Here is a 23446-nt window from a genome sequence, read left to right as displayed (position 1 = left end):
GCAAATCGCGATCGCCTTAGCTTATGCAGTAACTGCAACAGGAGCTTCAACAGCAGCGGGATAAACGCTAACTTTCTTGCCGCTCTTACCTTTTCTTTCGAAGGTGACAACACCATCAACGAGAGCGAAGAGAGTGTCATCGCTGCCACGACCGACGTTGCTGCCAGGGTGGAATTTGGTACCCCGCTGACGCACTAGGATGTTGCCAGCGCGAACCACTTGACCGCCGAAGCGCTTGACGCCTAGGCGCTGAGCATTCGAGTCGCGACCGTTACGAGTACTACCTGTACCTTTCTTATGAGCCATTGTTCCCTCAGAGATCTCTACAAGTTTTGCAAGTTGACAACGCTGCCTGACTTGATCTTAGCCTTCGCCTGCACCCAACTCGGTGCCATTCAGGTTGATGGAGTTGATCATCAAGCGGGTTAATTCTTGACGGTGACCCTGCTTCTTACGGGTTTTCTTCTTAGGCTGCATCTTGTACACGATGATTTTACGGCCTCGCAGTTGGCGCAGGATGGTACCTTGAACTGCTGCCCCTGCTACTAAAGGCTGACCAACAGAGATTTCACCATCGTTTTGCACAAATAGCACTTTGTCAATGGTGACAGCGGCATCGACATCACCCGCAATCCGCTCTACATCATAAAAGCGACCCGGTTCCACCCGCAGTTGCTTACCACCCGTCTCAATAATTGCGTAAGCCATGAAATTCTCCTAACAGTTGCCGTACAGGTAGCTGGCTAATGCTCTTTATGAAATGCTTTGCACAATCAGCATGCCAGCTTTTTGTGATGCCTTCACCTGGTCCGAGCAGGAATAGACAGACAATTTGCCATTATGTCTAATTTAACGCCTTGCTGTCAAGGAGCGATCGCGGTTGTCGCCGTTGTTGCACCCATAAACCAAGACCCAAGCCCACCAGCAAAATGCTGACAAAATAGCCAAGGGAAAGGAGGCGCGATCGCAACGGTGGCTCTACGCCCTCAACTTCAATCTCTTGAGCCACTTTGAAGGATGAAAACTGACGAGCCGCACCGGGTTTGGGTGTGACTTCAACTTCCACTTGATAGGGTGCGCCATCAAAAAACTGTTGTTGCCATGCAAATTCACCTTGGTTATTGGGTGTTGCTTGATGAGCAAAGGCAACCCAGCCTGCTTCTAAAGATTTGGCTTTGATGTCAAACACCACATCAGTTGCTGGTTGACCCGTTTTAGTATCGATCGCCTGTACAACCAACTCAGCAGGTTCGCCTACCGTGGCATGGTGATGCCCTAACAGCTTCACTTCTAAGCCTTGTGTGTTCGCACTAGACGGCAAAGCGGCGATCGCCTTATCTCCATGCTCATGTTCGTGAGAGTGCTCATGGGAGTGAGACAGTTCAGCACTAATATTGACGACGAGTAGAGCAGCGATCGCGACCACAATGGTTCCGCTCAACAGCAACCGAACTCGCTGAGGGGCAATTTCTCCAGGTTGCAGTTCTTGCTTGCCGCCAATCACCCAGCCGCCACCGAAGCCTACCCCCAACAAAATCACGGCTAGGATGGCGAAGTTGCGATATTTAATTGAATTTTCGGCGACGGGCAAAGTTAAGGTTTGCTGAAAAGGTGCAAAGGCATTAGCAACGGTTGGTGTAACTTCGACTTGGAGTTGGTAGTCACCGCGAATCGGGAGCATTTGCTGAAATTCCAGTTGACCATTAGCGGCGATCGCCGCCAAATCCAGTAGCTTGGTGCCCTCAACAATGGGAAAGTCGGTGGGCAACCAAGGATTCGTAGGCGGGGTTAGCAGTTTGACACGAATGTTGGCATCTTGCAGTGGCTTCCCGGTTGCATCCAGCGCTTGTAGCGTCATTTGCACTGGATTTTGGGGCTGCGCGGCATCGGCCTCAAAGGGTAGTAACTGACTGGTAGATGGTTCAGTTGCCAGCTTCACCGATGGCTGTGGTAGTTGCGATCGCCCAACTGCACCATAGCTTAAAGCTCCTAGCAGCCCTAATAAGCTGAGGAGCGAAACGAGTTTAATTTTTGTCATTATGACTTAGAACCTTTGAGGATGCTGACGAGTAAGAATTCTGACGGAGCGCGAAATTCTAGTGGCAGCTAACACTCAAGGTATGGTGGCGTAGCGAGTGCATTTGATTGTGGGCGGCAGGATAGCTTGAGAAATAAACCGTCCAGAGCGTCAACGCACACAAGGAAGTAAATAAGGTGGCTTGCACAGGCACCGAAAGCGTCCAACGGACAGCCTGTTGCTGTAGAGAGCCAGAAGTCAGGGATGCAGTTCTCATGGTGTACCTCGCACTTTAGAGCTATAGAACTTCCCACCGGCGGGCATCCTGGCTAGGAAATTTTTACTTAGCTGAGCAAAAAATTCCTTCACAGTTGCGGGACAGCGTCGGATTTGCACCGAACTTTCCCCGTTACCTCTAGTGACTGTTCCTCACTAGAACCGCATGAGTAGGGCAATCATATCACTGTTTATTGACATAAAGGTTTTTGCCGCAAAACTGCAACCCCAGATTTTGGTTCTTAGCGCAGCATTTCTTCTAAGGCATGCTGGCTCCATAGCGTTTGGTATAGTCCAGGCTGCTTGAGCAGTTGATCATGGGTGCCCGTCTGCACAATGTGACCATGCTCCATGACAAAAATGCGATCGGCTGTGGCGGCAGCGGCGAGTTGGTGAGAGATAAACAGCACCGTTTTACGTTGTGTACCTTCCGACAAATTTTTCAGAATTTGGGTGGCGGTTTGGTTGTCCACGCTGGAGAGGGCGTCGTCCAAAATCAAAATGGGCGCATCAACCAATAAAGCTCTGCCTAGGGCGCTGCGCTGGCGTTGTCCACCAGATAACGTAATCCCTCGTTCACCTACCACTGTTTCGTACTGGTGCGGGAAATTGAGAATCTCTTGGTGAATTTGAGCTTGTTTGGACGCGTACTCTACCTCTGGCTGTTCTGCTAGAGGGTCGCCGTAGCGGATATTGTTCTTGACTGTGGTGCTGAAGAGGAAGCTGTCTTGGGGCACATACGCGATCGCAGATCGCAAATCCTGCAAGCGCAACTGAGTAATGTCGTAGTCATCGACAAACAGTTGCTCTGACGCAATATCCAGCAGTCGGGGGATCGCATTTGCCAAGGTGGACTTACCTGACCCAATTGGCCCTACGATCGCGACGGTTTCTCCCGGTTCGATTGTGAAGCTGACATTTTGCAGCGCTGGTATGACGGCGCCAGGATAGGTAAAGCTGAGATCACGGGCGCTGAGGCGACCTTTGACCTCTGCTAGAGCTAACGGCACCACATCGGGCTCGTTTTTGATCTTCGGTTCCACCGTCAAAATTGACTCGACGCGATCGATACTGACTTCACCACGTTGATAGGCTGTAATCGTGAAGCCGAGTAGTGCGGTCGGGAAGATCAGGCGTTCGACGTACAGGAGCAAGGCGATAAAGTCACCTACACTAAGCGCTCCCGTGGCGATCGCTCTGGCCCCCTGCCACAACAGCACCAGAATACTGAGGCTGGCAATGCCGATCAGCAGCGGAAACAAGGTATTACGGGTTCTAGCTAGCTTTAGGTTGGCCTTGAGCAGTTGCTGATTCAGTTGTCGGAAGGCTCGCCGCTCGTTTTCCTCTTGAGCGTAGATCTTAATCAAGGCGATGCCGCTCATGTCTTCTTGAATCAGATCGCTCATTTTAGACAGTTCTTCTTGCACCTCTAGCTGCTCATTGCGGAGGCGATCGCTAAACAAGCGCACCAACATCAACATGAACGGGTAAGGTGCGATCGCCAATAAGCTCAGCTTCCAGTCAATCGTCAGCATGACGGGCAAGGTCAAAGTATAGGCAAAGACGGTATTTGCCAAACTGAGCACAGCAAACCCCACCAACCGCCGAATATTGTCTACATCACTTGTCGCGCGGCTAATGAGATCCCCAGCGGTGTTGAGTGAAAAGTAAAACGGCTCTAGGGTTAGCAAGTGATTGAAGATCTTCTGCTTCAAGTCAAATTCCACCTGCCTCCCAGTGCCAAAGAGCAAAATCCGAGAGACCATGCGAATTCCCCACATGACCGACGCTAGGGCCAAAATCAGCCCTACATAGTACAAAACTTGGTCGAAGCTGAAGGTGACTTGAAGGTCGTCAACAGCGTCGCGGATGACCAGCGGGATATAAACCCCAACTAAATTGACGATCAGCAGCGATAAAACGCCTAAAACAGTAGTTTTCCAGTGGGGTTGTAAGTAAGCCGCAAGTTTCCGTAGCTGAGAGCGAGCCATGAGCAAAAATCCAGCAACCTTTTGATCATCCTAAACGAATTACCTCAGCAGCAGGCAACCCCTCTGCGAGCCGAGCTAAATGCCCAAAGGTGCGAGCCAGCCGCGTAAGAAGTAATAAACCGAGAGCAAATATTCCTCAATCACGCGAGTCGTGACCACCAGAGTGTCAGCGCTGGGGACAAAGTCGGCAATCCGTAATCTGCGCCTGAGACTGCCACCCGACTCAAACGTATAAAAATTTGTGGGTCGAGGAATGACTCGAATTCCTACCCTGGCAAAGGTTAAAGCGGCTCGCCTAGTATTCGTGGCAGAGGAAACTAAGATCACGCGATCGCCCAACCGCCGCTCCATCAAAATTCGTCCTACGGCGACAGCGCTAGTACGCACATCCACGCCAGTCGGTTCCACCACAATGTCGTCTCTAGCCACTCCCATATTGATCAGTAAGGTTTCAATGTCCCTCGCTTCCACGATTTCCTCAGGCTTGCCTTGCAAATCGCCCCTAGGGCCTGCACTGACGATCACCAAAGGCCTATTCCCTAGCCGTAGTTGGTCTTGATACAGTTGGGCAGCGTAAATAATGCGATCGCCCGTATCCGTTAGTTGAATCTGTCGCCGATAGGGTAGATTCGCCTGCGTCGTTCCCCATCCCAATACCACGATCGCTGCCGCTGTTTGTCCTTCTGGAGGGGTCAGCGTTGTCGGGCACTGAAGGTCACAAAGTTCCCGCCGTTGCTGATCGAACTGAATGGCGGCCTGCTCGGTTTTTTGGGCCAGTGCATAGGCCACAAAAGGAGTACTGGAAATTAGCAAAATTAACAGGGCAGCGATCACCAAAGTACCCCCCGGCTTTTTCAACCCGCCTTTATCCATCTTGGCGGCAGCAGCAGCTAGCAGCAACAACGATAAGCCAAGGGGCTTGAAGGGCAGCGATAACACGCTCCAAACTGTGGAGACAACTCGGCTGGTTGGCGTTAGGAAGGCCAGAATGATGAATAACACCATCACAAAGGCACCGAGCCAAGTGTAGTACTCCTTCGGAATCAGCTTCTGTAGGACGTACCAGATAATTATGCCGACTAGCAGCCACAGCAGAACTAAGGTTAATAGTTCAAACATTGCGGCACTTCCTCACATCACCAACTAGGGAGTTTTGCTTTACTGGCAGTACTAATGACATCGCTTGGTATGTCAGTTCTTGTCTGGACCCATTGATTTGCATTTGTGAATGTTCAAGCAACTCTCCCGTAGTTGGGCTAACGCTAGCATGAAGTGAGGACAACAAAGCATCATCAATCTGTTTTCCAGCCCGCTATTTGTGACTCTGAGACTCCACTGCCCCGCTACAAAAAACCACCCTGCCGTTTTAAGGACAGAGTGGTGGAACTAGAGCATGCTGTCTTTTTTCAGCCTTGAAAGTGAGGCGATCGCGACTGAGTTCGTGGGTTAGTAGGCCCCAGTTTTGGCAAAAATCACAAACACTGTTTTGAAGATGATTGTCAAATCGTACAGAGGGGTCCAATGGGTTTGGTAGCGCAAATCTAGCTCAACAATCTTCTCGAAGTCCTTGACTGAAGAACGACCATTCACTTGCCATTCTCCCGTAATACCGGGCTTGACACACAAGCGCTGCCAATGGTGCTCATCATAGTGAACAACTTCATCACCAGTCGGAGGGCGAGTGCCAACCAGACTCATTTCCCCGCTCAGCACATTCCAAAATTGGGGAAATTCATCAAGACTAGTGCGTCTCAAAAAACGACCGACTTGAGTGACACGAGGATCTTCGCGATTCTTGAAGATTAAGCCTTGGGCTTCGTTGGGAATCAGCGCCTTGAGAGCTTCGGCATTTTCCACCATAGAGCGGAATTTGCGGATCTCAAAAGGTCGACCATGTAGGCCGTAACGCTTTTGCTTATAGAAAATTGGGCCAGGGCTATCTAGCTTGATCGCGATCGCCACAGGGACGAACACGAGCGCCAGAATCAATAGGCCGATTACACTGCCGAAAATGTCAAGCAACCGTTTCGCTACAGAGCAGGTTGATGGATGAGGAACCTGAAAGACAGATTCCGGTACAGTGAAGGGGCTAGATATCGGAGACAATACAGAATGCGTCGTCATGACAAGCCTGTCACTATAGGACCGTAGAAGCACGTACGCACCACTAATATATAGACGGGACTCGATTAACAGTGATAGCCCTCTCCACAAGGCTTGTCCAAATCTTCATTGCCTGGTTCATAACTCTGCGGTTTTATAAAGATTTGATGAAGCGGCTTTGGAATTTCAGCCTAACGCGCGTAAGCAGCATTGCTGATAGTTGAAACCCTAAGTTAGCTGCTTGACCAGCCTGTCTTTATCTTCTAGATTTTGAATCCCTCAATTTGGTGGCCTCAAACAGCCGAAGCTCGGCGATCTCTACCCAAAAGATTTACCTAACACAAGACTTGAATTCAACTCGTTTGAGCTTACCCCTTCCTTCTAGGTCAGCCATCATGGACCTGCGTAAAACTTTTATCGAGCCAAATACCTTCAGGTCACTATGCTGAGCTAATGCAATTTGTGTTGGCTATTAAGGGCCGCTCAGGGATTGAATTGAATAGATTTGCGAACCTGGCGGGTTAATCTGGAGAAGATGCTACAACAGATGATTATTTAGGTCTTAGCTGAGTCAAATCATCGGTACTAGCTTGGCACCTTTGTACTCTGAAATATGGCTTTACAGCCCGAAAAGCTAGCTTCAGAGAGCAGTGATGCCTTGACAACTAACAGCTAAGAGTTTACGACTTTAGGGTGCAAACGCTAACTCATGCCTAGGAAACTAGGTTTTGGCTCAAACTGCAATCTGATGATAAGGACTCTGAGGCGTGGAAGTAAGAGTAAGCCGCTTAGAATCGATTATTCAGCAAATTGGTGAAGCTGTACTAGTGACCACCGAGACGATTGACCGCTTGGCGGAGCGTGTAGATGCTTTAGCAGTTCAGGTACAACAACAATCTCAACAGGTGCAGCAACAGGGATACCAAATCTTTGCTTTGAGCGATGCTGTGCAGACGTTGGCTGAAACCCAAAATCATTCCCTGGAGCGCTTAAATCACCTCACCGAGGCATTGGAACGCTTGGTTATTTCAATTGACGACAGCAGCAATAATAGTGACTATTAGGTTACTATCAGCCGCTCTCGGAGCTACTGCCTGCGGCTAGTCATCCTCATTTGGGATTGCTATAGTCATCCAGAGCAATCACGAAAACTGGTTGTCTGGTACGGAGCCTGGTACAGGTTTCGAGGTGTAAACCATCACTAATGGCAGACATAAAGTTAACGATGCCCCGACACTTGAGCTTAAGTAACGTAAATTTACGTATTAGTAAGCGATATTTTTACCCATGTGGGTGAGGGCCAAGCGGAAGGGTTGGCCACAAACTCTATAGGTAGGGACTAAAAGGATCGCAACTCCAATGAGACTGGCAGACAAACTGGCAAATGACTGGCGATCGCAACTTGAAACAGACTGCTCAGAGCAATCTGTGGCGCATCGGGAAAGTATTATCCGTTGGTTGATGGGAGAGGATTTAGCGCGCTTTGACACGTTAACTTCTGACCAACTCGCGATTGTTCAGCAAGCAATGGATTATCGCTATCGCATTTTGCAGCAGCGCTATCTGGGTGTAGGGCCAGAGCGGGCTTATCGTAAGCTAATTCAGCGCCTTAGCAGCTTATTTCTCATTCGTAACAAGATTAAGACTTGGGTCGCACTCAGCCGCGATCGCCAACGCTCTGTTGTGGATGTGTTGCAGGAAGTGATTCAGGAACTGTTGCAAAGTGACGGCTACATGCAACAGCAAGTCACTTGGATTGCTCAATGCACCTCAGACTCCCGGATGCGGAATAACTTGCTCCTAGCGAGTGTTGAGGAGTACTGCCTCAGACCCATCCGCAATCAACCATTGCTCGTCTATCGCTTTGTTAACTACTTGCGCCGCTCTCAACGCGGTGGCATGACTCAAGTTCCCAGTGGCGATTTAGTGCGGCTAGTTTCGGAAGAAATCACCCCCGATGAAGCCGAAAACCCCGTCAGCTTGCTCGACAATCAGGCCGTTTCTCAGTACCAAGACGAACAAGCTTGGGAAGAACAGCAGATGGCTCGAACTGCCGTGAAGCAATCGTTTGAGCAATACCTAGCGGAAAAAGTAGAGCCAGATGCAGCCCGTTGGCTACAGCTATATCTCCAAGGCCACTCGCAAGAAGCGATCGCTCGGACTCTAGAACTGCCGATCAAGCAAGTTTATCGATTGCGAGAGAAAATCAGCTATCACGCCATCCGGGTTTTCGCGCTGAAAAACGAACCAGAATTAGTAGCGAATTGGCTAGAGACTTCGCTGCAAGAACACAGCCTAGGATTAACGCCGGAGCAGTGGCAGCAATATGTCGATAAACTCACTCCAGAACAACGCCAACTGTTAGACCGTCTTCGGGAAGGCTGCACCCTAGAAGCGATCGCAGGTGACTTGAACTTGAAGACCAATCAAGTCATGGGGGAATGGAGCAAGCTTTATCTCGCGGCTCAAGAACTCCGTAGTGCCTCTTGAAATAACGGCAGTAACTGCTGAAGTTCTTTACACAATCTGGTTGAATCTGCTGAGCTTAATCCGGGATTTTAATGACTGGCCCGATTAGGATAGTAGGTAATCAAGTTTAATGAGTTTCTATGGCGTCTCCCTTAGGCGATCGCGGCGGGCGTCAGGACACCAGCCCTGGTAATCATCCCTCGTTATCGTCAACTCAAAGCGACGGTATGGCTTGGCTGGACTCCGCGCAAATGTTTCAGTTGATTGATAGCCTGCTCCCGTTTGAGGCTTGTCTCTATCACCAAGTGCTGCCTTTATCCGTAGAAGGGAGCCGCATGAACTTAGGCATGGTGAATTTAGAGGATACAGCCGCTTTAGACTATGTCCGCAGGATTTTGGCTTATATCAACTGCTCATTAGTCCCTCGCGCCATCTCCTCAGAAACTCATCAGAAAATGCTCTCTGCTTATCTCAGCCACGCAGACCAGCAGAAGCAGAAGTCGCAGAAAGCGGCTCCTAGGCTCGCTCAACCTTCTACGCCTAGCTCCACCTCCAAACCTCGCCCCGCCGATCCGTCAGAGCGCAACAACCAACCAACCCTAGTGGTGGACAGCCCCGAAAGGCTAGATATTCCTGGACTCAAAACGGACGAAACTGAGTTCATGGCACCAGCCGCAGCATCTCCTAGTCCTAGAAAACCTGCGTCTACCAAACCAGCTGCTAATTCTACCAAGCCGAATGCTGCGTCAGAGATTTCTGCGCCTCCAGAGGTGCCTCCGACGTCCGCTGTTCCGGCGTTGCCAGTCTTAGACGTGCACCCACAACATTTATCTAGCTCGATTGAGGTACTCACTGCCCTGCCGCCCAAGGATTTGCTGGATGAACTGCTAGGGCGAGTCTTGGTGGGTGGGATTGGTCGGCTTTATTTTGAGCGACAGCAACATCAGGGACGGATTCTGTGGAGCCAAAATGGGGTTCTGCAATCCGTTTTGGAAAATTTGCCTGCTGCTGTCTTCCAAGGCGTGATCAACGAACTGAAGCGGCTGACAAACCTGCCCATGATTCCTGTCGAGAAGCCGAGGCAGGAAGAAGTCGAGCGCCTGTATCAACAGTCTCGCCTCCTGTTACGGTTTCGGGTTATGCCTGGTACCTATGGAGAAGAAGCCACACTACAGGTTTTACGAGGGGCAGCCTTAAAGTTTTATCAGCAGCAGCAATTAGCTAACCTCAGCCGAGATGCTTTGGGTATTGCTCAGCAATTGCAGCGCAAGTTGGATGAAATTCGCGATCGCACCCAAACGGATTTGAGCTTGAATGGTACGCCCCTAGACGCTTTGCCTGCTCTGAATCAGCTTCTACAAAGTGTCGATCAGCAACTCAAGAATTTGAATGCCTTTCAAGCTGCTAATGCTGTGGACGAGTCAGAAGAAGACGCTTAATAACGCTGGGTTAGAAGTAGTCCCAGCAGAAGGGAGGCGTGCATTGCCAAGCGGCATCCAACTTTTGCAGCAAAGCGCGATCGCCCTCGTACTCAATTTCTCGCGTCCAAACCATTTCTGTCGCCCGTCGCAAGCCACAAAACAACTCTGTCAGGTGCTCCACAGAGGTTTTCAACACCGCTGGCACAGGCTGAGCTACGGGATGCATGCGTTCTGCCGTAAAGTTGGCGGTGATCGTCTGGTCGCCCAGGATTGGATCGCTGACTTGGAAAGTCAAGATAAAGGGAGAACCCTGCTTGACTGGACGGAGCCGAAAAGCGGTGGTTAGATCCACCAAGCGCCACATAAAACCCCCGCCAATCTCGCCAAAGCGATGGGTAAAGCCATAGAGGCGGGGAGCTTGGTTCACCTCTAAAACTCGGTGCTGTTCCCGCACTAAATAGGGAAACGGGTCTTCTGGGTAAGTGTTCCAAACTACGGTGTGCACTTGGTCCCGCAACGCTGAGAGAAAACCTAAAATGCCGCGGTAAGCATCAGCGTTTAGCGCCACCCATTCTTGCACCACCACAGAGAGCGTACCGGGAAGAGAATCCGCAGCTGCATATTGCAGAATGATGTAGCCGAGCAGCTTGCCTGCTTCTTGATAACAGTAGATTTCTTTTCCGGGTTCTGGCTTTAGGCGAGGTTGCCACTGTAGCTCTTGCCGCTGCAACCACCCATTCCGCCGCAAAGCTGAGCGTTGATATGCGTCTTGCAGGGCTGGTTGATGGTGTTTCGGGTCGTAGGGCACCATACCAAAGCGTTCTGGATACAGCGGTAGATGCTTTGCCGCCACGGCATATTGGTGCAGCCGTCCCACCCAAGCCCAACCCAATTGTCGATAGAAGCCGTGCTGAAAGGGGTAAAGCATCGCTAGGGGAATCTGCTGCGATCGCCATTCTTGTACCCCTTGCTCCAACATAAACCGCGCAATTCGCTGGCCCCGTCGCTCTGGAGCCACCGCCACCCCAGCTACTCCCGCTGTGGTAAACCCTTGCCCTTCCAGCACGACGCTGAGGTCAAGCTGAGCATAGGTTGCAACGGCCTGCCCAGTTAAGTCATCCACGGCAAGCATGTGCTGGCGACCGGGTAGGTTCAGCCCTTGGCCATACCAATCGCGTTCAATCTCGGCAGGCGATCGCAAGGGAGCAAAGGCTAATCGGTCTAAGTTGACGACTTGGGGGAGGTCGGTTTCTTCGGCTTGCCGCAGCGTAATTCCGGTCAGGTTTGTGGTCATGACTCAGCCAGTCTGAAGGCTACATCCCTAGGTTATCTTTCCTACCAAGAAATTTACCCATAACATAAGCCTTCCCTCAGAAAATATAACTAGAGAAGTGGTGAGAGGGCTGAGAGAGGGGCGATCGCACTATCACCTCTAAGTTTGAGCTGCACTATCTGACCATAAATTTTTTCAGACAAGAGTATACTTTCTATTACTCTTTTACCAAAGTTTCACAAAGATTGAATAAATAAAAATCTTCAACGAACAATTTTTGACTTACTAATGACAGACAAATGAATTTTGATACTATTGGAAAGTGAGTTTTCTAAGAACTCATCAGTAATTCTTCAACACAATTAATATGCAGAGAAATTGGATACACGAGTTAGAAGAATATCTAGCAGAGAAGTATGCCAATCTTCCAGTTCATGAGTCTGTAGCAGATGATAAACCTGCTTTGCGTATCGATCCTGCCCTAGACAGCGATGAAGCAAAATATTTTATCTTAGGGCTAGAAGCACAACTCTTTAGTATTGATGAGGGAGGCTATGCTCAAAGTTCCCTTCTACTGACAGCAAGTGGAAGCAAAGGGCAACAAAAAGGTTTTCAACTATTCTGGCATTTTGCTTATAAGGGTCGTAGGACACGGGCTTTATTTCGGGAGGGTATTAGTCAACTTTCAGCTGCATCAGCATTAATCTTGAAATATGGCTGGGACATATCCCAGGTGCAGATAGAAGCGAGAAGAGAGGATTTTGGAGCGCTAGCTCGTGGGGTTGATCTAGTCATAAAATCTCATGCTGGCAACATTATGATCTGTGGAGAGGTGAAAAAAGATAGCCGAGAATTTGAGAAATTAATTGAAGACTTTCATTATTGCTGTCAACAGGGCCAACATAGTAAAAGTGACTGCAAATGCAAGTCAAATCATCCTAAATATGAGCTTTGCGCTTTTGCGAAACCCTTATATTTTTGGGCCGTTGCCCCAGGCCGAGAGATTTGCTACAAGTTGTCTTACCGGGACGAACAAATACTTCTAGAAGAAGTCGTCTCACTACCTCATCGCAGCGAAATATAAGTACCTGCTTGATGCATCTTTGTTGCTAATATATTTGGTTCTTACATTAGTCAACAGCTGTTTTTATCCAACGGGTTTCTGATTTGTAAAGCTTGAATCAAGCGATCGCAGCCTAAGTAGGTATTAGTTAGAATGCCTGTTCAAACCAAAACTCAAGTACTTGATCTTTTGAAGCAACATCAACAGGAATTACGGCGTTTTGGTGTTCAACGTTGTGGTATTTTTGGTTCCTTTGTGCGCGATACTGCAATTCACGAGCAAAGTGATGTTGATGTTTTGGTCGTTTTTGAGCCAGAGCAAAAGACATTCGACAACTTCATGCACCTGTCTTTTTTTCTAGAAGACCTCTTTGGCCGAGCCGTTGACCTACTTACAGTTGAGTCTTTAAGCCCCTACATTGGCCCACGCATTCTTGAAGAAGTTGAATATGTCTCTGTCAGCCCGTGAATATTTACAGCACATTCTTGATGAGACCGCTTACATCCTGGAAAGTTCTGCGGGTCTAGAGAAAGTAACCTTTGTGCAAGACGAAACACTCAAACGAGCTTTTGTGCGGAGTATCGAAATAATTGGTGAAGCAGTCAAGCAAATTCCTGAGCCTTTACGTCAGAAATACCCTGATATTGAATGGCGAGCAATGGCTGGGATGCGCGATCGCCTAATTCACAACTATTTCGGCGTTGACTACGACATTGTGTGGGATGTGATTGCCAATAAAATTCCTTCACTAGATGCAGAGATTCGACAAATTTTGGATCAAGAATATTGATCAAGGAAAGGAGAAGAGTTTTGAATTAGCTCTCCTCCTTTCCTTGATTTATTAAAGTTGCCGAGCTTTAAACGATCGCTGCCGCAGATTGAGGCCAACGATTCACAGCGTTGCCCACTACTGCTAGCTCTTTCATCAATTGGTCAAAGCGATCGGGTGTGAGGGATTGAGGGCCATCGGAGAGGGCTTTCTTGGGATTGGGATGGACTTCGATCATCAGTGAATCAGTGCCACCTGCGATCGCCGCCATTGCCATTGAGGGAACGTACTCCGCTCGACCTGTCCCATGGCTGGGGTCGATCATGATCGGTAGGTGAGTGAGCGATCGCAGCACAGGCAACACGGAAAGATCCAATGTATTGCGGGCATACTGGCGATCGAAGGTGCGAATGCCACGCTCACACAGAATCACATTAGAGTTTCCCGCAGCTAGAATGTACTCCGCTGCCATCAGCCATTCTTCGATTGTGGCCGACATCCCCCGCTTCAGCAGCACAGGCTTATCTTGAGCCCCAACTTTCTTTAAGAGCGAGAAGTTTTGCATATTGCGGGCACCGACTTGCACCACATCTGCCACTTCAGCAATTTTGTCCAAATCAGCCGCGTCCATGACTTCGGTGATAATTCCTAAGCCACTGGCATCACGAGCTGCGGCCAGCAGGTTCAGAGCGCTTTCCCCGTGACCCTGGAAGGCATAGGGTGAAGTCCGAGGTTTGTAGGCACCGCCCCGCAGAAAATGGGCACCTGCCGCTTTGACGCGCCGCGCCGTTTCCACAATCATTTCTTCGTTTTCAACTGAGCAAGGGCCAGCCACAACCACGACCGGGTGATGCTCACCAAAATGGACGGGACCATTCGGTGTAGAAACGACAACATCGCTCGCTTCTCCGTGGCGGTACTCGCGGCTAGCTCGCTTAAACGGTTGCTCAACTCGTAAAACTTGTTCGATCCAAGGGCTAATTTCTTGGATTTGTAATGGGTCTAAGTCAACTGTTTCACCCACTAGACCCACGACAACTTTATGTTTCCCAACGATCTTTTCTGGTGTCAGACCCCAAGTTGTGAGTTCTTGGGTAATACGAGCAACCTCGGCTTCCGGCGAGCCGCTCTTCATAACCACAATCATGCTGAAGTCCTCATGCTTAGAAGAGAGCGATTAGACTTAACGAACTATCCTATGTTTCAGGATAGCGATAACTGAATGGCTTGTGGTCTGACTGAGTTGAATTCAGCGATCGCCAAGAAAAATTCGCCCCGAAAAACTCAAGGCGAATCTTTTTGCTGTTTTGCAGAGCGCCACGCTCCGGTCATGCGGCCCCAGTTGATAGCAAACTCTGAGGCTCCTAGTAAGCTACCTGGTGCTTCTTCGTCCCAAGAGGCTGAGAGTACCCCATAGGTCAGTCCCAAAACTCCTAGACCAAAAAAGCCCATGCTCACTAGTACGACTACTACGTTGGGCAGTTTGATCCAGTCGTGGCTGACAACCCAATAAGCCGCAAAAAATGTAGCCATCCCTAAACTCGTAGGGATGCCACAGAAAAAAGCCATCCGACGAGCCATACGCTTGCTGACTACATCCGGAATCGCCATTTCCTGCTGAGAGGATTTTTGCGTACTGGCTTTGGGTTGGCTCTCTTGCTTCACAACTGGTTGAGGCTTAGAGCTTTCTGTTTTGGCAGCTTTTTTACGATTTTTAGTAGGTTCAAAAGGTAGGCGTGCTCGATCGTCAGATTCAGGAGCCATAACCGCTTACCCTCTAACCGCGAATGCCTAGCCGACCGATCAAAGCTCTATAACGTCCCTGATCTTGTTTCAGGATGTAAGCGAGTAACTGCTTACGATGACCGATCATTTTCAAGAGACCACGACGAGAGGCGTGATCTTTTTTGTTGGTCTTCAGGTGGTCACTCAGTTTGTTGATCCGCTCTGTGAGCATGGCAACTTGGACATCAGCAGAACCAGTGTCAGTCTCGTGAACCTGGTAGTCAGAAATGATTTCGTGCTTACGCTCTTGCAGCAGGGCCATGGATGCAGTTACTTCCTAATCATAAGTTCAGCAGTCTACCATCCTACCACAAGGATGCTGGACATTAAGCGTGAAACTGCTAAGGAGCACAGAATAAATAAACCTCAGACTTCTCCCCAAACCCCTCTCCCAAGAGGAGAGGAGCTTTGAACAAAAGCTTAGGATTGCCAAACAAACACCTGAGCTTCGTAGCTACCCAAATCAACGATGAGGTTGTGGTCTCCCGACTCTACATCGTAGTCTCTGGTCCACTCATGCCAGGTGCCGTTGGCTGGGAAGTTGGGCACTTGATAGCCTGCCAAAAATTGGTCAGAGAAGTTGGCAACAACAGCCACTCTAGAACCTTCATCATTCCAGCGGGTATAGGCTAGGACTTTGGCTTCTGGGTTCTCGTGGAAGAAATCGACATTTTCGGTATACAGGGCGTGATTGCTCTTGCGGAGTTGAATCAAGCCTTTGTAGTAATCCCACAAGCTGCGATTCAGGTCATTTCCTAGCAAGGGCCATTCAATCTTGGCTTGGTCAACGGTTTTGTATTTGTACTCGCCAAACTCTTCACCCATCCAAACCAGCGGCACGCCCATTGCTGTCATTAGCAGCACTGCCCCTAGTTTGGCGCGCTTGAAGGCTTCTTCGTCAAAAATTTCGCGATCGCCCAGCTCGGCCAGGATGTGGTTGTGGTCGTGGTTGGTGAGGTAATTGACGATGTTGGTGGCTCCCATGAAGCCTTGCCGTCTAGCGTCAATCACATCTTTGAGCCGCTCCAGGTCAAAAGTATCGCCACAAATATGCTCTAAAACGCAGTGATAGAAACTATCGTGCCAGCAGCCATCCATCGGGCCATCGACGTTGGTGATGCTAGGGTTTTCGGGAATATGCTCGGCAATGTTGTAAAACGGTTTGCTACCTGCGGCTTGTTTCGCCTCTTGCACCAGCCAGTGCATAAAGTCGTAGTTGGCGATTTGGCGAGCGGCATCGTAGCGAACGCCATCAATATGGTATTCCTGTGTCCAGAAGCGCACAGTATCACCCGCAAACCGCCGAGCGGGATAGGTGTCTAGGTTTTCGTCGTAGTGCTCGTAATTAAATTCTGGTCCCCAGTTGTTGTCGGGGTCACGGGGTTCGTGGTGATACCAGTAGTCGTGGTCGATTTGGGTCAGGGGGCTTTCAGCTTCGGAGTGGTTGTAGATCCCATCCATGATCACGCGAATGCCACGGCCATGACATTCATCGATCAGGCGCTTTAGCTCCTCGGTGGTGCCATAACTAGATTCTGTCGCGAAGAAATAACGGGGGTTGTAGCCCCAGCTGTGGTCACCTGGATACTCTTTGACGGGCATCAATTCGATCGCGTTAATGCCTAGATCGCACAGGTAGTCTAACTTCTCAATCACGTGCTTGTATTTGCCACGAGCGTGGGGATCGTCTTCACCACCGGAAAAGTCGCCCACGTGCATTTCGTAAATAACCAGTTCATGGTCGGGCGGCAAGGGTTTGTCGTCATGTTGCCAGACGTAAGTATCGACAATTCTTTCCCCATCTTTAATCCGCACCACACCGTTTTGAGTAGGGTTATCAATATCCGTAGCGTAAGGGTCATTGACATCTACCCACTGATCGGGTTCAAAAAACCAGCTTTTTGATTGCACCCGGAATTTATATTGATAAACGCCATCTTTGAGTTCAACAGTGGTGCGAAAAAAACCATCTTTGTCTTTTTGCATGGGGATCTCTTCCCAATCAGAAAAAGACCCGACTAAAGCAGCACCTTCGTTATAGGGAGCAAATAAATTAAATTCAATAGGGCTTGACATAAAACTTTTGAAAGCAGTTGAGTTGAATCTAGGACGATTCTCTGATTTTTTTCTGAATTAAATCATCCCGCTAGGGTAAGGACAATCACAGGTCTGCTTTACTTTGATTTATGTCTTTAGGATGGGGGCGATCGCAATCTGATGGAAATTGAGGCATGAGAACAAACCGGGCACCTACAAGAAGTGCCCCTACAAGCAATAGGCGTGGTTGGTTTTAGGAAATAGGCGAATTAAAGCAGCTTTTAAGGCTGGTAGATAAATACTTTCGCTGCAAAATCTTTTAGTTCCGTAGTGAGGCAAGCATTTTCTACTTGGTATTGGCGATCGTTCAACCATTCATACCAATTGCCATCTTCTGGAAACTGCGGAATTTGATATTCAGGGAAGGATTGATCAGAGAAATTAGCAACGACTACGACTCTGGAACCCATATCGTTCCAACGCACGTAAGCTAATATTTGATTCTCGATATGTTCGTAGAAGAAATTAACATTGCTAGTTTGTAGCGCCAGAATCTTTTTCCGTAGAGCAATGAGCTTTTGATAGTACTTGAGTAAGTCTTGGTTAAAGTCTTGTTCTAATAAATGCCACTGCAATTTGTTTGGCTGAGTAGTCGTTTCGGTTTTGCGCTTGTACTCACCAAACTCGTCGCCCATCCAAATCATCGGCAGACCCATTGCGGTCATCAGCAAGACTGCGCCTAACTTGGCGCGTTGAAACGCTGCTTGGTCAAAAATGCCGCGATCGCCTAGTTCGGTCAAGGTGCGTTCGCGATCGTGGCTGGCGAGATAATTCACGACAGAAGTGGCACCCGCAAAACCTTGGAACTTACCATCTAAGGCTTCTTTGAGCTTGGCTAAATCGAACCTATCGCTGCAAATATGCTCAATTGCAAAGATGCGGAAGCTTTCATGCCAACAGCCTTCAAAGGGGCCATCCGGTTCTGTAACGCAAATGGCCTCTGGAATATGCTCAGCAATGTTGTAAAAAGGTTTGTTGCCTGCGGCTTTGGTCGCTTCCTGGGTTAGCCAGAACAAAAAGTCGTAGTTCCCCAACTGGCGAATCGCATCGTAGCGAATGCCGTCAATGTGGTACTCCTGCACCCAATATCGCACGACATCGCCAATAAACTTCCAGGCTGGTTTGATGTCCAGGGTTTCATCGTAGCCATCGTAGTTAAACTCTGGCCCCCAGAAGTTGTCTGGGTCATCTGGATAGTGCATGTCGTGGTAGTACCAGTAGTCGCGATCGATCTTGAGGAGCGGGCTTTCCCCGTCTGAGTGGTTATAGATGCCATCGATCAAGACCCGAATGCCGCGCGCATGACACTCATCAATAAATTTTTTCAAGTCTTCTGGATTCCCGTAGCTGGACTCAGGGGCGAAGAAATAACGCACCAAGTAGCCCCAGCGGTAATTGCCGGTGTATTCCGTCACGGGCATGAGTTCAATTGCGTTGATGCCTAGCTCAACCAAGTAGTCTAGTTTGGCGATCGCAGCGAGAAAATACTCCCCCAACGTGACCCCTCCAATTTCACCTACGAAATCTGCAATGTGCATCTCATAAATGACCAGTTCCTCGTTGGCGGGTAGAGGCTTGTCATCGTGCTGCCATTCGTAAAACGTGCTGACCTTTTCCCCATCTTTGACGCGCATCACGCCATTTTGAGTGTTGAGGTCGATTTCGGTGGCGTAGGGATCGTTCACATCGAGCCACTGACCGTGCAAGTACTCAGTCTTGGACAGCACCCGAAATTTGTATTGATAAACTCCGTCTTCCAATTCTACGGAGGCCCGATAGTAGCCATCTTCTCCCTTGGTCATCGGCGTCTCCTGCCAGTCTGAGAACGATCCGATGAGTGCCACTTTCTCGACACGGGGAGCAAATAAGCTGAACTCAATAGGGCTTACCATAGATATCCTTTAGAAAACGGAAATTGAAATTGCTGAGAGCTTTATTACCAATTGTGAATTTTTTCGCTCAGCAACCACATCAGTCTCCAGGAGCACAGACAGCGACCAGAAGAGTGGTTTTCTATTGGCTAAGCCAGGCGATCGCTTCCCGAATCCAGGCATCGGGTTCAGAATTTTTTGCCAAGCTAGTATTTTGCCCTACGGCTTGCAGCGCTTGCATAATCTCGTCGCTGGTATAGCCCAAAGCCAGTAGCGTCATTTCGACATCTTCTTGAATTTCAGGGGTGGGGCCAGCCGAGGGCAAGCTGGACAAGCCTGTATGTTGCCGCCACTCGGCCAGCTTGGTTTTGAGTTCTAGGGCAATCCGTTCTGCGGTTTTAGCTCCCACACCAGGGGTACGGGCCAAAGCTTTCGTGTTGCCAGAAACGATCGCTTGCACTAAGTCTTGCAGCCCCATTTTGTCTAGAAGCGCTACGGCGAGCTGAGGACCAATACCGCTAACGCTGACCAGTTGCCGAAACAAATCCCGTTCAGCAGCGGTGCCAAAGCCAAACAAAATCATTTGGTCTTCTCGCACTTGTAAATGCGTGAAGATTTGGACAGGCTCTCCTAAATCAGGCAACTGTTGAATTAGGCGAGGGACTACTTGGATGTCATAGCCCACTTGGTTGACATCTAGAGTGAGAGTGACCCGATTGCTGGGATTTTTTTGGATGCTGGCGACGGTGCCCTTGAGATAACCAATCATCGTTTAGCAAAAGTTTAGAGAAAGCCGAAGTAGTTCAGACCTTCCAGAATACCGCCCGCACAGTGAGCTTTGGCTAAGTAGTGGTGCTCGAAGGGGTTGGCTTCGTGCCACGCCAACATTTCCGGTTGGGCATTGCCGACAATAATTCCCCGCTCCTTCTCCACTGAGAACAAAGCACAATCATTGCCAGAGTCACCGCACACCACAGTTTGGGCAGAGTCAATTCCCCAGGTTTGCCGCAAAAATGCCATTGCCATGCCTTTGTCTGCTTGGCGAGGCAAAATATCAAAGTCTTTGCCACTGCTATAAATCAGCTTTACTTCCAAACCGCGCTGTTTTAATAACGCTTCGATTTGTGGCAAAACTTCAACAGCGGCTTCTTCCGTCAAGAAATAACTGACCTTAAAAGGACGCTGTTCTGGCTCGGGTTGAGGTACTAGATCCGCAAAATGCGCCCCGGTAGCCACCACCACATCTCGATCCCAGTTGTGGGAGAGCTTTTCTGACCAAGTTGCATCTGGGGCATCACTACCGTTGTAATAAATTTCGGTGCCCACTGCCACGACGAGGGCATCTGGCTCTAGCAATTGCTGTTCGGCTTTGAGTTCCTGGTACGACGACAGCGATCGCCCGGTACTATAAACAATTTTGGTGCCATGCTCTTGGCGATGCTGGGCTAGCTTTTGGTTCAACACTTGGAGGGCGGCGGCATCTCCTACTAGAGTGTTGTCCAGGTCGGTTACAAATAGAAATTGCGTCACAGCTTCTTTACGCTCCGGTCACTCCATGAAAAGTTTAAGGGGAGCTTGCTGGAAATCGCTTCCTCTTCAGGAAGAATCATGATTGGAAGGCTGCGATCGCTCAAACCATTTAGAACCAGCCTAAATCTCGTCAATAGATGTCCTTAAAATGGGAGATTCTAAGCTGGCATGAAGCTGCAATATTGCAAGAAGTAGTGAGCAACGACCTGCGATCGCTCGATGGCTGATGGTGCTTTTGCGATCGCTGAGATTGGCTTGATTTAGATTTAATTAGCAGGAGAGAGTCCCATCAATTCGCGATTTCCTTGGCTGCCCCAGTTCAACGCCCAAGTTTGGATTCTGGTTTTCGGTCGATTGCTCTCTCAAGTGGGAAGTGGTTTTACCCTATTTTACGCTCCCATTTTTTTCGTCAATCAGGTGCATTTGTCGGCAGCAGCTGTTGGTTTGGGTTTAGGTAGCGCCTCCATTTCTGGTGTTTTAGGGCGACTAGCGAGTGGCTCCTTGAGTGACTCTCCGCAGTTCGGCAGGCGACGAACCTTGCTGCTGTCGGCACTGGTTTCAGCGATCGCTTCTTTTGTCTTGGCTGCAACGACCAACTTCCCTATCTTTGTCATCGGCAATTTGTTGATGGGCTTGGGCTTAGGCTTGTACTGGCCTGCCACCGAAGCGGTCGTGGCCGATCTGACCACTCCAGACCAACGTAATGAAGCTTACGCCTTGACTCGGTTGGCTGATAGCTTGGGCTTAGGTTTGGGCGTGATACTTGGAGGAGTGCTAATCAGTGCTACGGGGGCTTATCGGACTTTATTTATTCTTGATGGCATTTCTTTCGTCGTCTTTTTTGGGGTGATTTACGCCGCGATCGCTGAAACCGTTAAACCCAAAAACGAGCCTCAGCAGTGGCTAAAAGGCTGGGGTGTGGCCCTACGCGATCGCGCTTTGCTGGTCTATGCATTGGTCAATATTCTGTTCACCACCTATGTCTCCCAAATCCAGAGCACGATGCCGCTGTACTTTAGCAACTTTGTCTCAGTGGGTAATTCTGGACAGGGGTTTGCTCCGAAAGAAATCAGTGCTTTGTTTACAGCCCACTTAGTTTTATCTGTGTTGTGTCAACTCCCTGCTGCTCGTTGGCTCAATCGCTTCAGTCGTCCCCATGCCTTGATGATCTCGGCTTTGATTTGGGCGGTAGGCTTTGTGTTGGTGTGGGCCACTGGCATCAGTAACAGCGGGCAATGGTTGTGGGCTGGGTTAAGTTTGGCAGTCCTGGCGATCGCGAATGTCGCCTACACGCCTGCCGCTTCTTCACTAGTAGTCGATCTGGCACCAGAATCCCTACGCGGTGTGTACCTCTCAATCAACTCGCAATGCTGGGCGATCGGCTATTTTATCGGCCCTCCCTTGGGCGGTTGGGCACTGGATCAGTCCAAGTTTGTGGCTTACAGTTTTTGGTTGGGCTTAGCTTTAAGCATTGGCGTTGCTTTGTTGATTCTGCAATATCTGCAACACCTCATTGTGCGTTCCCCTTAGTCTGTAGCCGTTTCTAACCTAGAGGATGGCCTAGACGCTGGAGCACTTGAGAGATCTGATAGCCCAAACCTGGATCGGGAAGCATTTGGAGCAATGGTTCTATAGCTTGTGGATCACCCAACTCAGCCAAAGCATCAACCGCGATCCGGTGTAATCCTCTAAAATCTACCCGGCTGCAGCATCCTGACCTCTTCACCCCAAGGAATACACACCCTGACTTGTTTTTTAATACCTCTACTAAAGCATGTACAGCTCTAGGATCTTTCAGACGCCCCAATGCTTCTGCTGCTTTCCAACGCACCCAGTTTTCGGAGTCTTGCAACGCTTGAATTAAAGCAGGCACACAACTAGAGTCACCCAATACCCCTAGACTCTCTGCTGCTCGATAGCGTATCGCACCTTCAGAATCTTGCAACGCACGGGTTAAGTAAGGCAATGTAGACTTGCCAAATGCTGGCAAGACGCCTACAGCTTGCCAACGCACCCAACTGTTGGCGTTGTAAATATCTTCTAGAAGCCAAGTATATTGAGGTTGAGTATCTACTGGAAGTGGAGTAGCAGCTCCTAAACAAAATTTCACCCAACGGCGGATCTGAATTGGTTCGCCAACCATCCTTTGCACTTCGTGAATCCAGTCCTGAAGAGTCATATTACTGTCGTGCAAGCAGGGTTGTCGGAGCAGAGGCAAGATTGCAAAATGCTCTTGAATCAGGCTAGCGATGATCTGGTCAGACGTAGCGATATCAACTTCATCAACTTGATTTTCGCTTTCAAAACCCTGCAAAATCCGAGTCCGCTCTTGAGCGATCGCTTCTGGAGATATGTCCGCAATGCTGGCATAGGACACCACAGTAGTACATACCTGCATGGCGATCTCTTTAGCCAGATTCTTAAATATCTCTCTCTGGGCAACTGACTCAGTTTTGCAGGTTAATTCTACTAAACTCCCAACATGCCCCTCTGAATGGATGTAGGACTCAATCACGCCAGCCTTGAGGGCTTGTTGGATGGGATCAGCCACCCCATTAAGTTCAGTCTTGGCCATTGGGGTGATAGGGGCAGCGGGCAGTTTGGGTTGAAAGCCCATCCACTGCAAAATTCTTTGTTCATCCCAGCCATTTTGCTCATCCCAGCCATTTTGGACTAACAATTTCCAGCAATCCATCATGCCTAGACCTGTGATCTCGCGAACTCGTCTCACTATTGCTCGACGGGCTTCTCGACGGGCCTCTAGACTGGGACTTTCCATAT

General features: G+C 49.3%; 23 protein-coding genes and 1 riboswitch. Of the genes, 7 read left to right on the top strand and 16 right to left on the bottom strand.

Translation table 11 applies throughout. The features are described 5' to 3' along the window. Window positions 1-21 precede the first annotated feature (21 nt). From rpmA to H6F90_RS17295, 7 genes are all read right to left on the bottom strand, one after another. Complete coding sequence (rpmA, locus tag H6F90_RS17325; RefSeq protein WP_190553582.1) at window positions 22-306, bottom strand: 50S ribosomal protein L27; 285 nt, start codon at window positions 304-306, stop codon at window positions 22-24. A gap of 57 nt (window positions 307-363) precedes the next feature. Next, entirely contained in the window at window positions 364-708 is a 345-nt protein-coding gene (gene rplU, locus H6F90_RS17320; protein ID WP_190434884.1) for a 50S ribosomal protein L21, read from the bottom strand. 136 nt (window positions 709-844) lie between these two features. Next, entirely contained in the window at window positions 845-2038 is a 1194-nt protein-coding gene (locus tag H6F90_RS17315; RefSeq protein WP_190553581.1) for a hypothetical protein, read from the bottom strand. A 58-nt stretch (window positions 2039-2096) separates the two neighbouring features. Next, on the bottom strand, window positions 2097-2294 hold the full coding sequence (locus tag H6F90_RS17310) for a CbtB-domain containing protein (protein WP_190434878.1): 198 nt from the start codon (window positions 2292-2294) through the stop codon (window positions 2097-2099). A 20-nt stretch (window positions 2295-2314) separates the two neighbouring features. Continuing rightward, window positions 2315-2475: riboswitch (cobalamin riboswitch) on the bottom strand. A 60-nt stretch (window positions 2476-2535) separates the two neighbouring features. Then, window positions 2536-4284: an ABC transporter ATP-binding protein gene (locus tag H6F90_RS17305; protein ID WP_190553580.1), complete on the bottom strand. Its 1749-nt coding sequence runs from the start codon at window positions 4282-4284 to the stop codon at window positions 2536-2538. Window positions 4285-4359: 75 nt separating this feature from the next. Further along, on the bottom strand, window positions 4360-5403 hold the full coding sequence (locus tag H6F90_RS17300) for a YdcF family protein (protein ID WP_190553579.1): 1044 nt from the start codon (window positions 5401-5403) through the stop codon (window positions 4360-4362). Window positions 5404-5730: 327 nt separating this feature from the next. Further along, window positions 5731-6408 (bottom strand): sugar transferase, encoded by a 678-nt coding sequence (locus tag H6F90_RS17295; RefSeq protein ID WP_190434869.1) that lies wholly within the window; start codon window positions 6406-6408, stop codon window positions 5731-5733. A 746-nt stretch (window positions 6409-7154) separates the two neighbouring features. On the opposite strand from H6F90_RS17295, the gene H6F90_RS17290 reads away from it, so the two are divergent. The 3 genes from H6F90_RS17290 (at window position 7155) to H6F90_RS17280 (ending at window position 10295) form a co-directional block, all read left to right on the top strand. After that, window positions 7155-7451: a hypothetical protein gene (locus H6F90_RS17290; protein ID WP_190553578.1), complete on the top strand. Its 297-nt coding sequence runs from the start codon at window positions 7155-7157 to the stop codon at window positions 7449-7451. A 295-nt stretch (window positions 7452-7746) separates the two neighbouring features. Beyond that, window positions 7747-8877 (top strand): HetZ-related protein 2, encoded by a 1131-nt coding sequence (locus tag H6F90_RS17285; RefSeq protein WP_190553577.1) that lies wholly within the window; start codon window positions 7747-7749, stop codon window positions 8875-8877. A 119-nt stretch (window positions 8878-8996) separates the two neighbouring features. Then, window positions 8997-10295: a hypothetical protein gene (locus H6F90_RS17280; protein WP_199295988.1), complete on the top strand. Its 1299-nt coding sequence runs from the start codon at window positions 8997-8999 to the stop codon at window positions 10293-10295. A 10-nt stretch (window positions 10296-10305) separates the two neighbouring features. Here the strand turns inward: H6F90_RS17280 and eis are convergent, their stop codons facing one another. Next, complete coding sequence (gene eis, locus H6F90_RS17275; protein ID WP_190553576.1) at window positions 10306-11571, bottom strand: enhanced intracellular survival protein Eis; 1266 nt, start codon at window positions 11569-11571, stop codon at window positions 10306-10308. Between the two features lie 346 nt (window positions 11572-11917). Between eis and H6F90_RS17270 the strand changes: the two genes are divergently transcribed. The 3 genes from H6F90_RS17270 to H6F90_RS17260 all read left to right on the top strand — a co-directional run bounded on the left by H6F90_RS17270 (window position 11918) and on the right by H6F90_RS17260 (window position 13403). After that, window positions 11918-12634, top strand: a complete 717-nt coding sequence (locus H6F90_RS17270) for a hypothetical protein (RefSeq protein ID WP_190553575.1) — start codon at window positions 11918-11920, stop codon at window positions 12632-12634. Between the two features lie 132 nt (window positions 12635-12766). Further along, complete coding sequence (locus tag H6F90_RS17265; RefSeq protein WP_190434854.1) at window positions 12767-13081, top strand: nucleotidyltransferase family protein; 315 nt, start codon at window positions 12767-12769, stop codon at window positions 13079-13081. Further along, window positions 13062-13403 (top strand): DUF86 domain-containing protein, encoded by a 342-nt coding sequence (locus H6F90_RS17260; RefSeq protein ID WP_190553574.1) that lies wholly within the window; start codon window positions 13062-13064, stop codon window positions 13401-13403. The genes H6F90_RS17265 and H6F90_RS17260 overlap by 20 nt, the downstream gene beginning before the upstream one ends. A 67-nt stretch (window positions 13404-13470) precedes the next feature. Here H6F90_RS17260 and aroF read toward each other — a convergent pair whose 3' ends face one another. The 7 genes from aroF to H6F90_RS17225 form a co-directional block, all read right to left on the bottom strand. Further along, complete coding sequence (gene aroF / locus H6F90_RS17255; RefSeq protein ID WP_190553573.1) at window positions 13471-14529, bottom strand: 3-deoxy-7-phosphoheptulonate synthase; 1059 nt, start codon at window positions 14527-14529, stop codon at window positions 13471-13473. A gap of 137 nt (window positions 14530-14666) precedes the next feature. Next, a complete protein-coding gene (locus H6F90_RS17250; RefSeq protein WP_190434844.1) occupies window positions 14667-15146 on the bottom strand; it encodes a PAM68 family protein in 480 nt (159 codons plus the stop codon). 13 nt (window positions 15147-15159) lie between these two features. Beyond that, on the bottom strand, window positions 15160-15429 hold the full coding sequence (rpsO, locus tag H6F90_RS17245; protein ID WP_190434841.1) for a 30S ribosomal protein S15: 270 nt from the start codon (window positions 15427-15429) through the stop codon (window positions 15160-15162). A 158-nt stretch (window positions 15430-15587) separates the two neighbouring features. Then, window positions 15588-17243 (bottom strand): alpha-amylase family glycosyl hydrolase, encoded by a 1656-nt coding sequence (locus H6F90_RS17240; protein WP_190434838.1) that lies wholly within the window; start codon window positions 17241-17243, stop codon window positions 15588-15590. Between the two features lie 242 nt (window positions 17244-17485). Next, window positions 17486-19156, bottom strand: a complete 1671-nt coding sequence (locus H6F90_RS17235; protein WP_190553572.1) for an alpha-amylase family glycosyl hydrolase — start codon at window positions 19154-19156, stop codon at window positions 17486-17488. Between the two features lie 121 nt (window positions 19157-19277). Then, complete coding sequence (gene ruvA / locus H6F90_RS17230) at window positions 19278-19904, bottom strand: Holliday junction branch migration protein RuvA (RefSeq protein WP_190434833.1); 627 nt, start codon at window positions 19902-19904, stop codon at window positions 19278-19280. 14 nt (window positions 19905-19918) lie between these two features. Next, window positions 19919-20665, bottom strand: coding sequence for a sucrose-phosphate phosphatase (locus H6F90_RS17225; protein WP_190553571.1), 747 nt, complete (start codon window positions 20663-20665; stop codon window positions 19919-19921). Between the two features lie 288 nt (window positions 20666-20953). On the opposite strand from H6F90_RS17225, the gene H6F90_RS17220 reads away from it, so the two are divergent. Further along, window positions 20954-22195, top strand: a complete 1242-nt coding sequence (locus tag H6F90_RS17220; RefSeq protein ID WP_190553670.1) for an MFS transporter — start codon at window positions 20954-20956, stop codon at window positions 22193-22195. Between the two features lie 13 nt (window positions 22196-22208). On the opposite strand, the gene H6F90_RS17215 is transcribed toward H6F90_RS17220, so the two are convergent. Next, the gene (locus H6F90_RS17215; protein ID WP_190553570.1) at window positions 22209-23444 is read right to left on the bottom strand and encodes a HEAT repeat domain-containing protein; all 1236 of its coding nucleotides are present in this window, start codon (window positions 23442-23444) and stop codon (window positions 22209-22211) included. Window positions 23445-23446: the final 2 nt, after the last annotated feature.

It is taken from the genome of Trichocoleus sp. FACHB-591, assembly GCF_014695845.1.
Lineage (GTDB): Bacteria > Cyanobacteriota > Cyanobacteriia > FACHB-46 > FACHB-46 > Trichocoleus.
This window is presented reverse-complemented; position numbering and strand designations above follow the sequence as displayed.

What these genes read in the sequence shown, in the direction of transcription:
- H6F90_RS17235 (WP_190553572.1), bottom strand. Translation starts at nt 19,156, where the DNA reads ATGGTAAGCCCTATTGAGTTCAGCTTATTTGCTCCCCGTGTCGAGAAA.
- rpsO (WP_190434841.1), bottom strand. Translation starts at nt 15,429, where the DNA reads ATGGCCCTGCTGCAAGAGCGTAAGCACGAAATCATTTCTGACTACCAG.
- rplU (WP_190434884.1), bottom strand. Translation starts at nt 708, where the DNA reads ATGGCTTACGCAATTATTGAGACGGGTGGTAAGCAACTGCGGGTGGAA.
- eis (WP_190553576.1), bottom strand. Translation starts at nt 11,571, where the DNA reads ATGACCACAAACCTGACCGGAATTACGCTGCGGCAAGCCGAAGAAACC.
- rpmA (WP_190553582.1), bottom strand. Translation starts at nt 306, where the DNA reads ATGGCTCATAAGAAAGGTACAGGTAGTACTCGTAACGGTCGCGACTCG.
- H6F90_RS17315 (WP_190553581.1), bottom strand. Translation starts at nt 2,038, where the DNA reads ATGACAAAAATTAAACTCGTTTCGCTCCTCAGCTTATTAGGGCTGCTA.
- H6F90_RS17310 (WP_190434878.1), bottom strand. Translation starts at nt 2,294, where the DNA reads ATGAGAACTGCATCCCTGACTTCTGGCTCTCTACAGCAACAGGCTGTC.
- H6F90_RS17265 (WP_190434854.1), top strand. Translation starts at nt 12,767, where the DNA reads ATGCCTGTTCAAACCAAAACTCAAGTACTTGATCTTTTGAAGCAACAT.
- H6F90_RS17240 (WP_190434838.1), bottom strand. Translation starts at nt 17,243, where the DNA reads ATGTCAAGCCCTATTGAATTTAATTTATTTGCTCCCTATAACGAAGGT.
- H6F90_RS17270 (WP_190553575.1), top strand. Translation starts at nt 11,918, where the DNA reads ATGCAGAGAAATTGGATACACGAGTTAGAAGAATATCTAGCAGAGAAG.
- H6F90_RS17215 (WP_190553570.1), bottom strand. Translation starts at nt 23,444, where the DNA reads ATGGAAAGTCCCAGTCTAGAGGCCCGTCGAGAAGCCCGTCGAGCAATA.
- ruvA (WP_190434833.1), bottom strand. Translation starts at nt 19,904, where the DNA reads ATGATTGGTTATCTCAAGGGCACCGTCGCCAGCATCCAAAAAAATCCC.
- H6F90_RS17280 (WP_199295988.1), top strand. Translation starts at nt 8,997, where the DNA reads ATGGCGTCTCCCTTAGGCGATCGCGGCGGGCGTCAGGACACCAGCCCT.
- aroF (WP_190553573.1), bottom strand. Translation starts at nt 14,529, where the DNA reads ATGATTGTGGTTATGAAGAGCGGCTCGCCGGAAGCCGAGGTTGCTCGT.
- H6F90_RS17305 (WP_190553580.1), bottom strand. Translation starts at nt 4,284, where the DNA reads ATGGCTCGCTCTCAGCTACGGAAACTTGCGGCTTACTTACAACCCCAC.
- H6F90_RS17285 (WP_190553577.1), top strand. Translation starts at nt 7,747, where the DNA reads ATGAGACTGGCAGACAAACTGGCAAATGACTGGCGATCGCAACTTGAA.
- H6F90_RS17300 (WP_190553579.1), bottom strand. Translation starts at nt 5,403, where the DNA reads ATGTTTGAACTATTAACCTTAGTTCTGCTGTGGCTGCTAGTCGGCATA.
- H6F90_RS17295 (WP_190434869.1), bottom strand. Translation starts at nt 6,408, where the DNA reads ATGACGACGCATTCTGTATTGTCTCCGATATCTAGCCCCTTCACTGTA.
- H6F90_RS17250 (WP_190434844.1), bottom strand. Translation starts at nt 15,146, where the DNA reads ATGGCTCCTGAATCTGACGATCGAGCACGCCTACCTTTTGAACCTACT.
- H6F90_RS17260 (WP_190553574.1), top strand. Translation starts at nt 13,062, where the DNA reads ATGTCTCTGTCAGCCCGTGAATATTTACAGCACATTCTTGATGAGACC.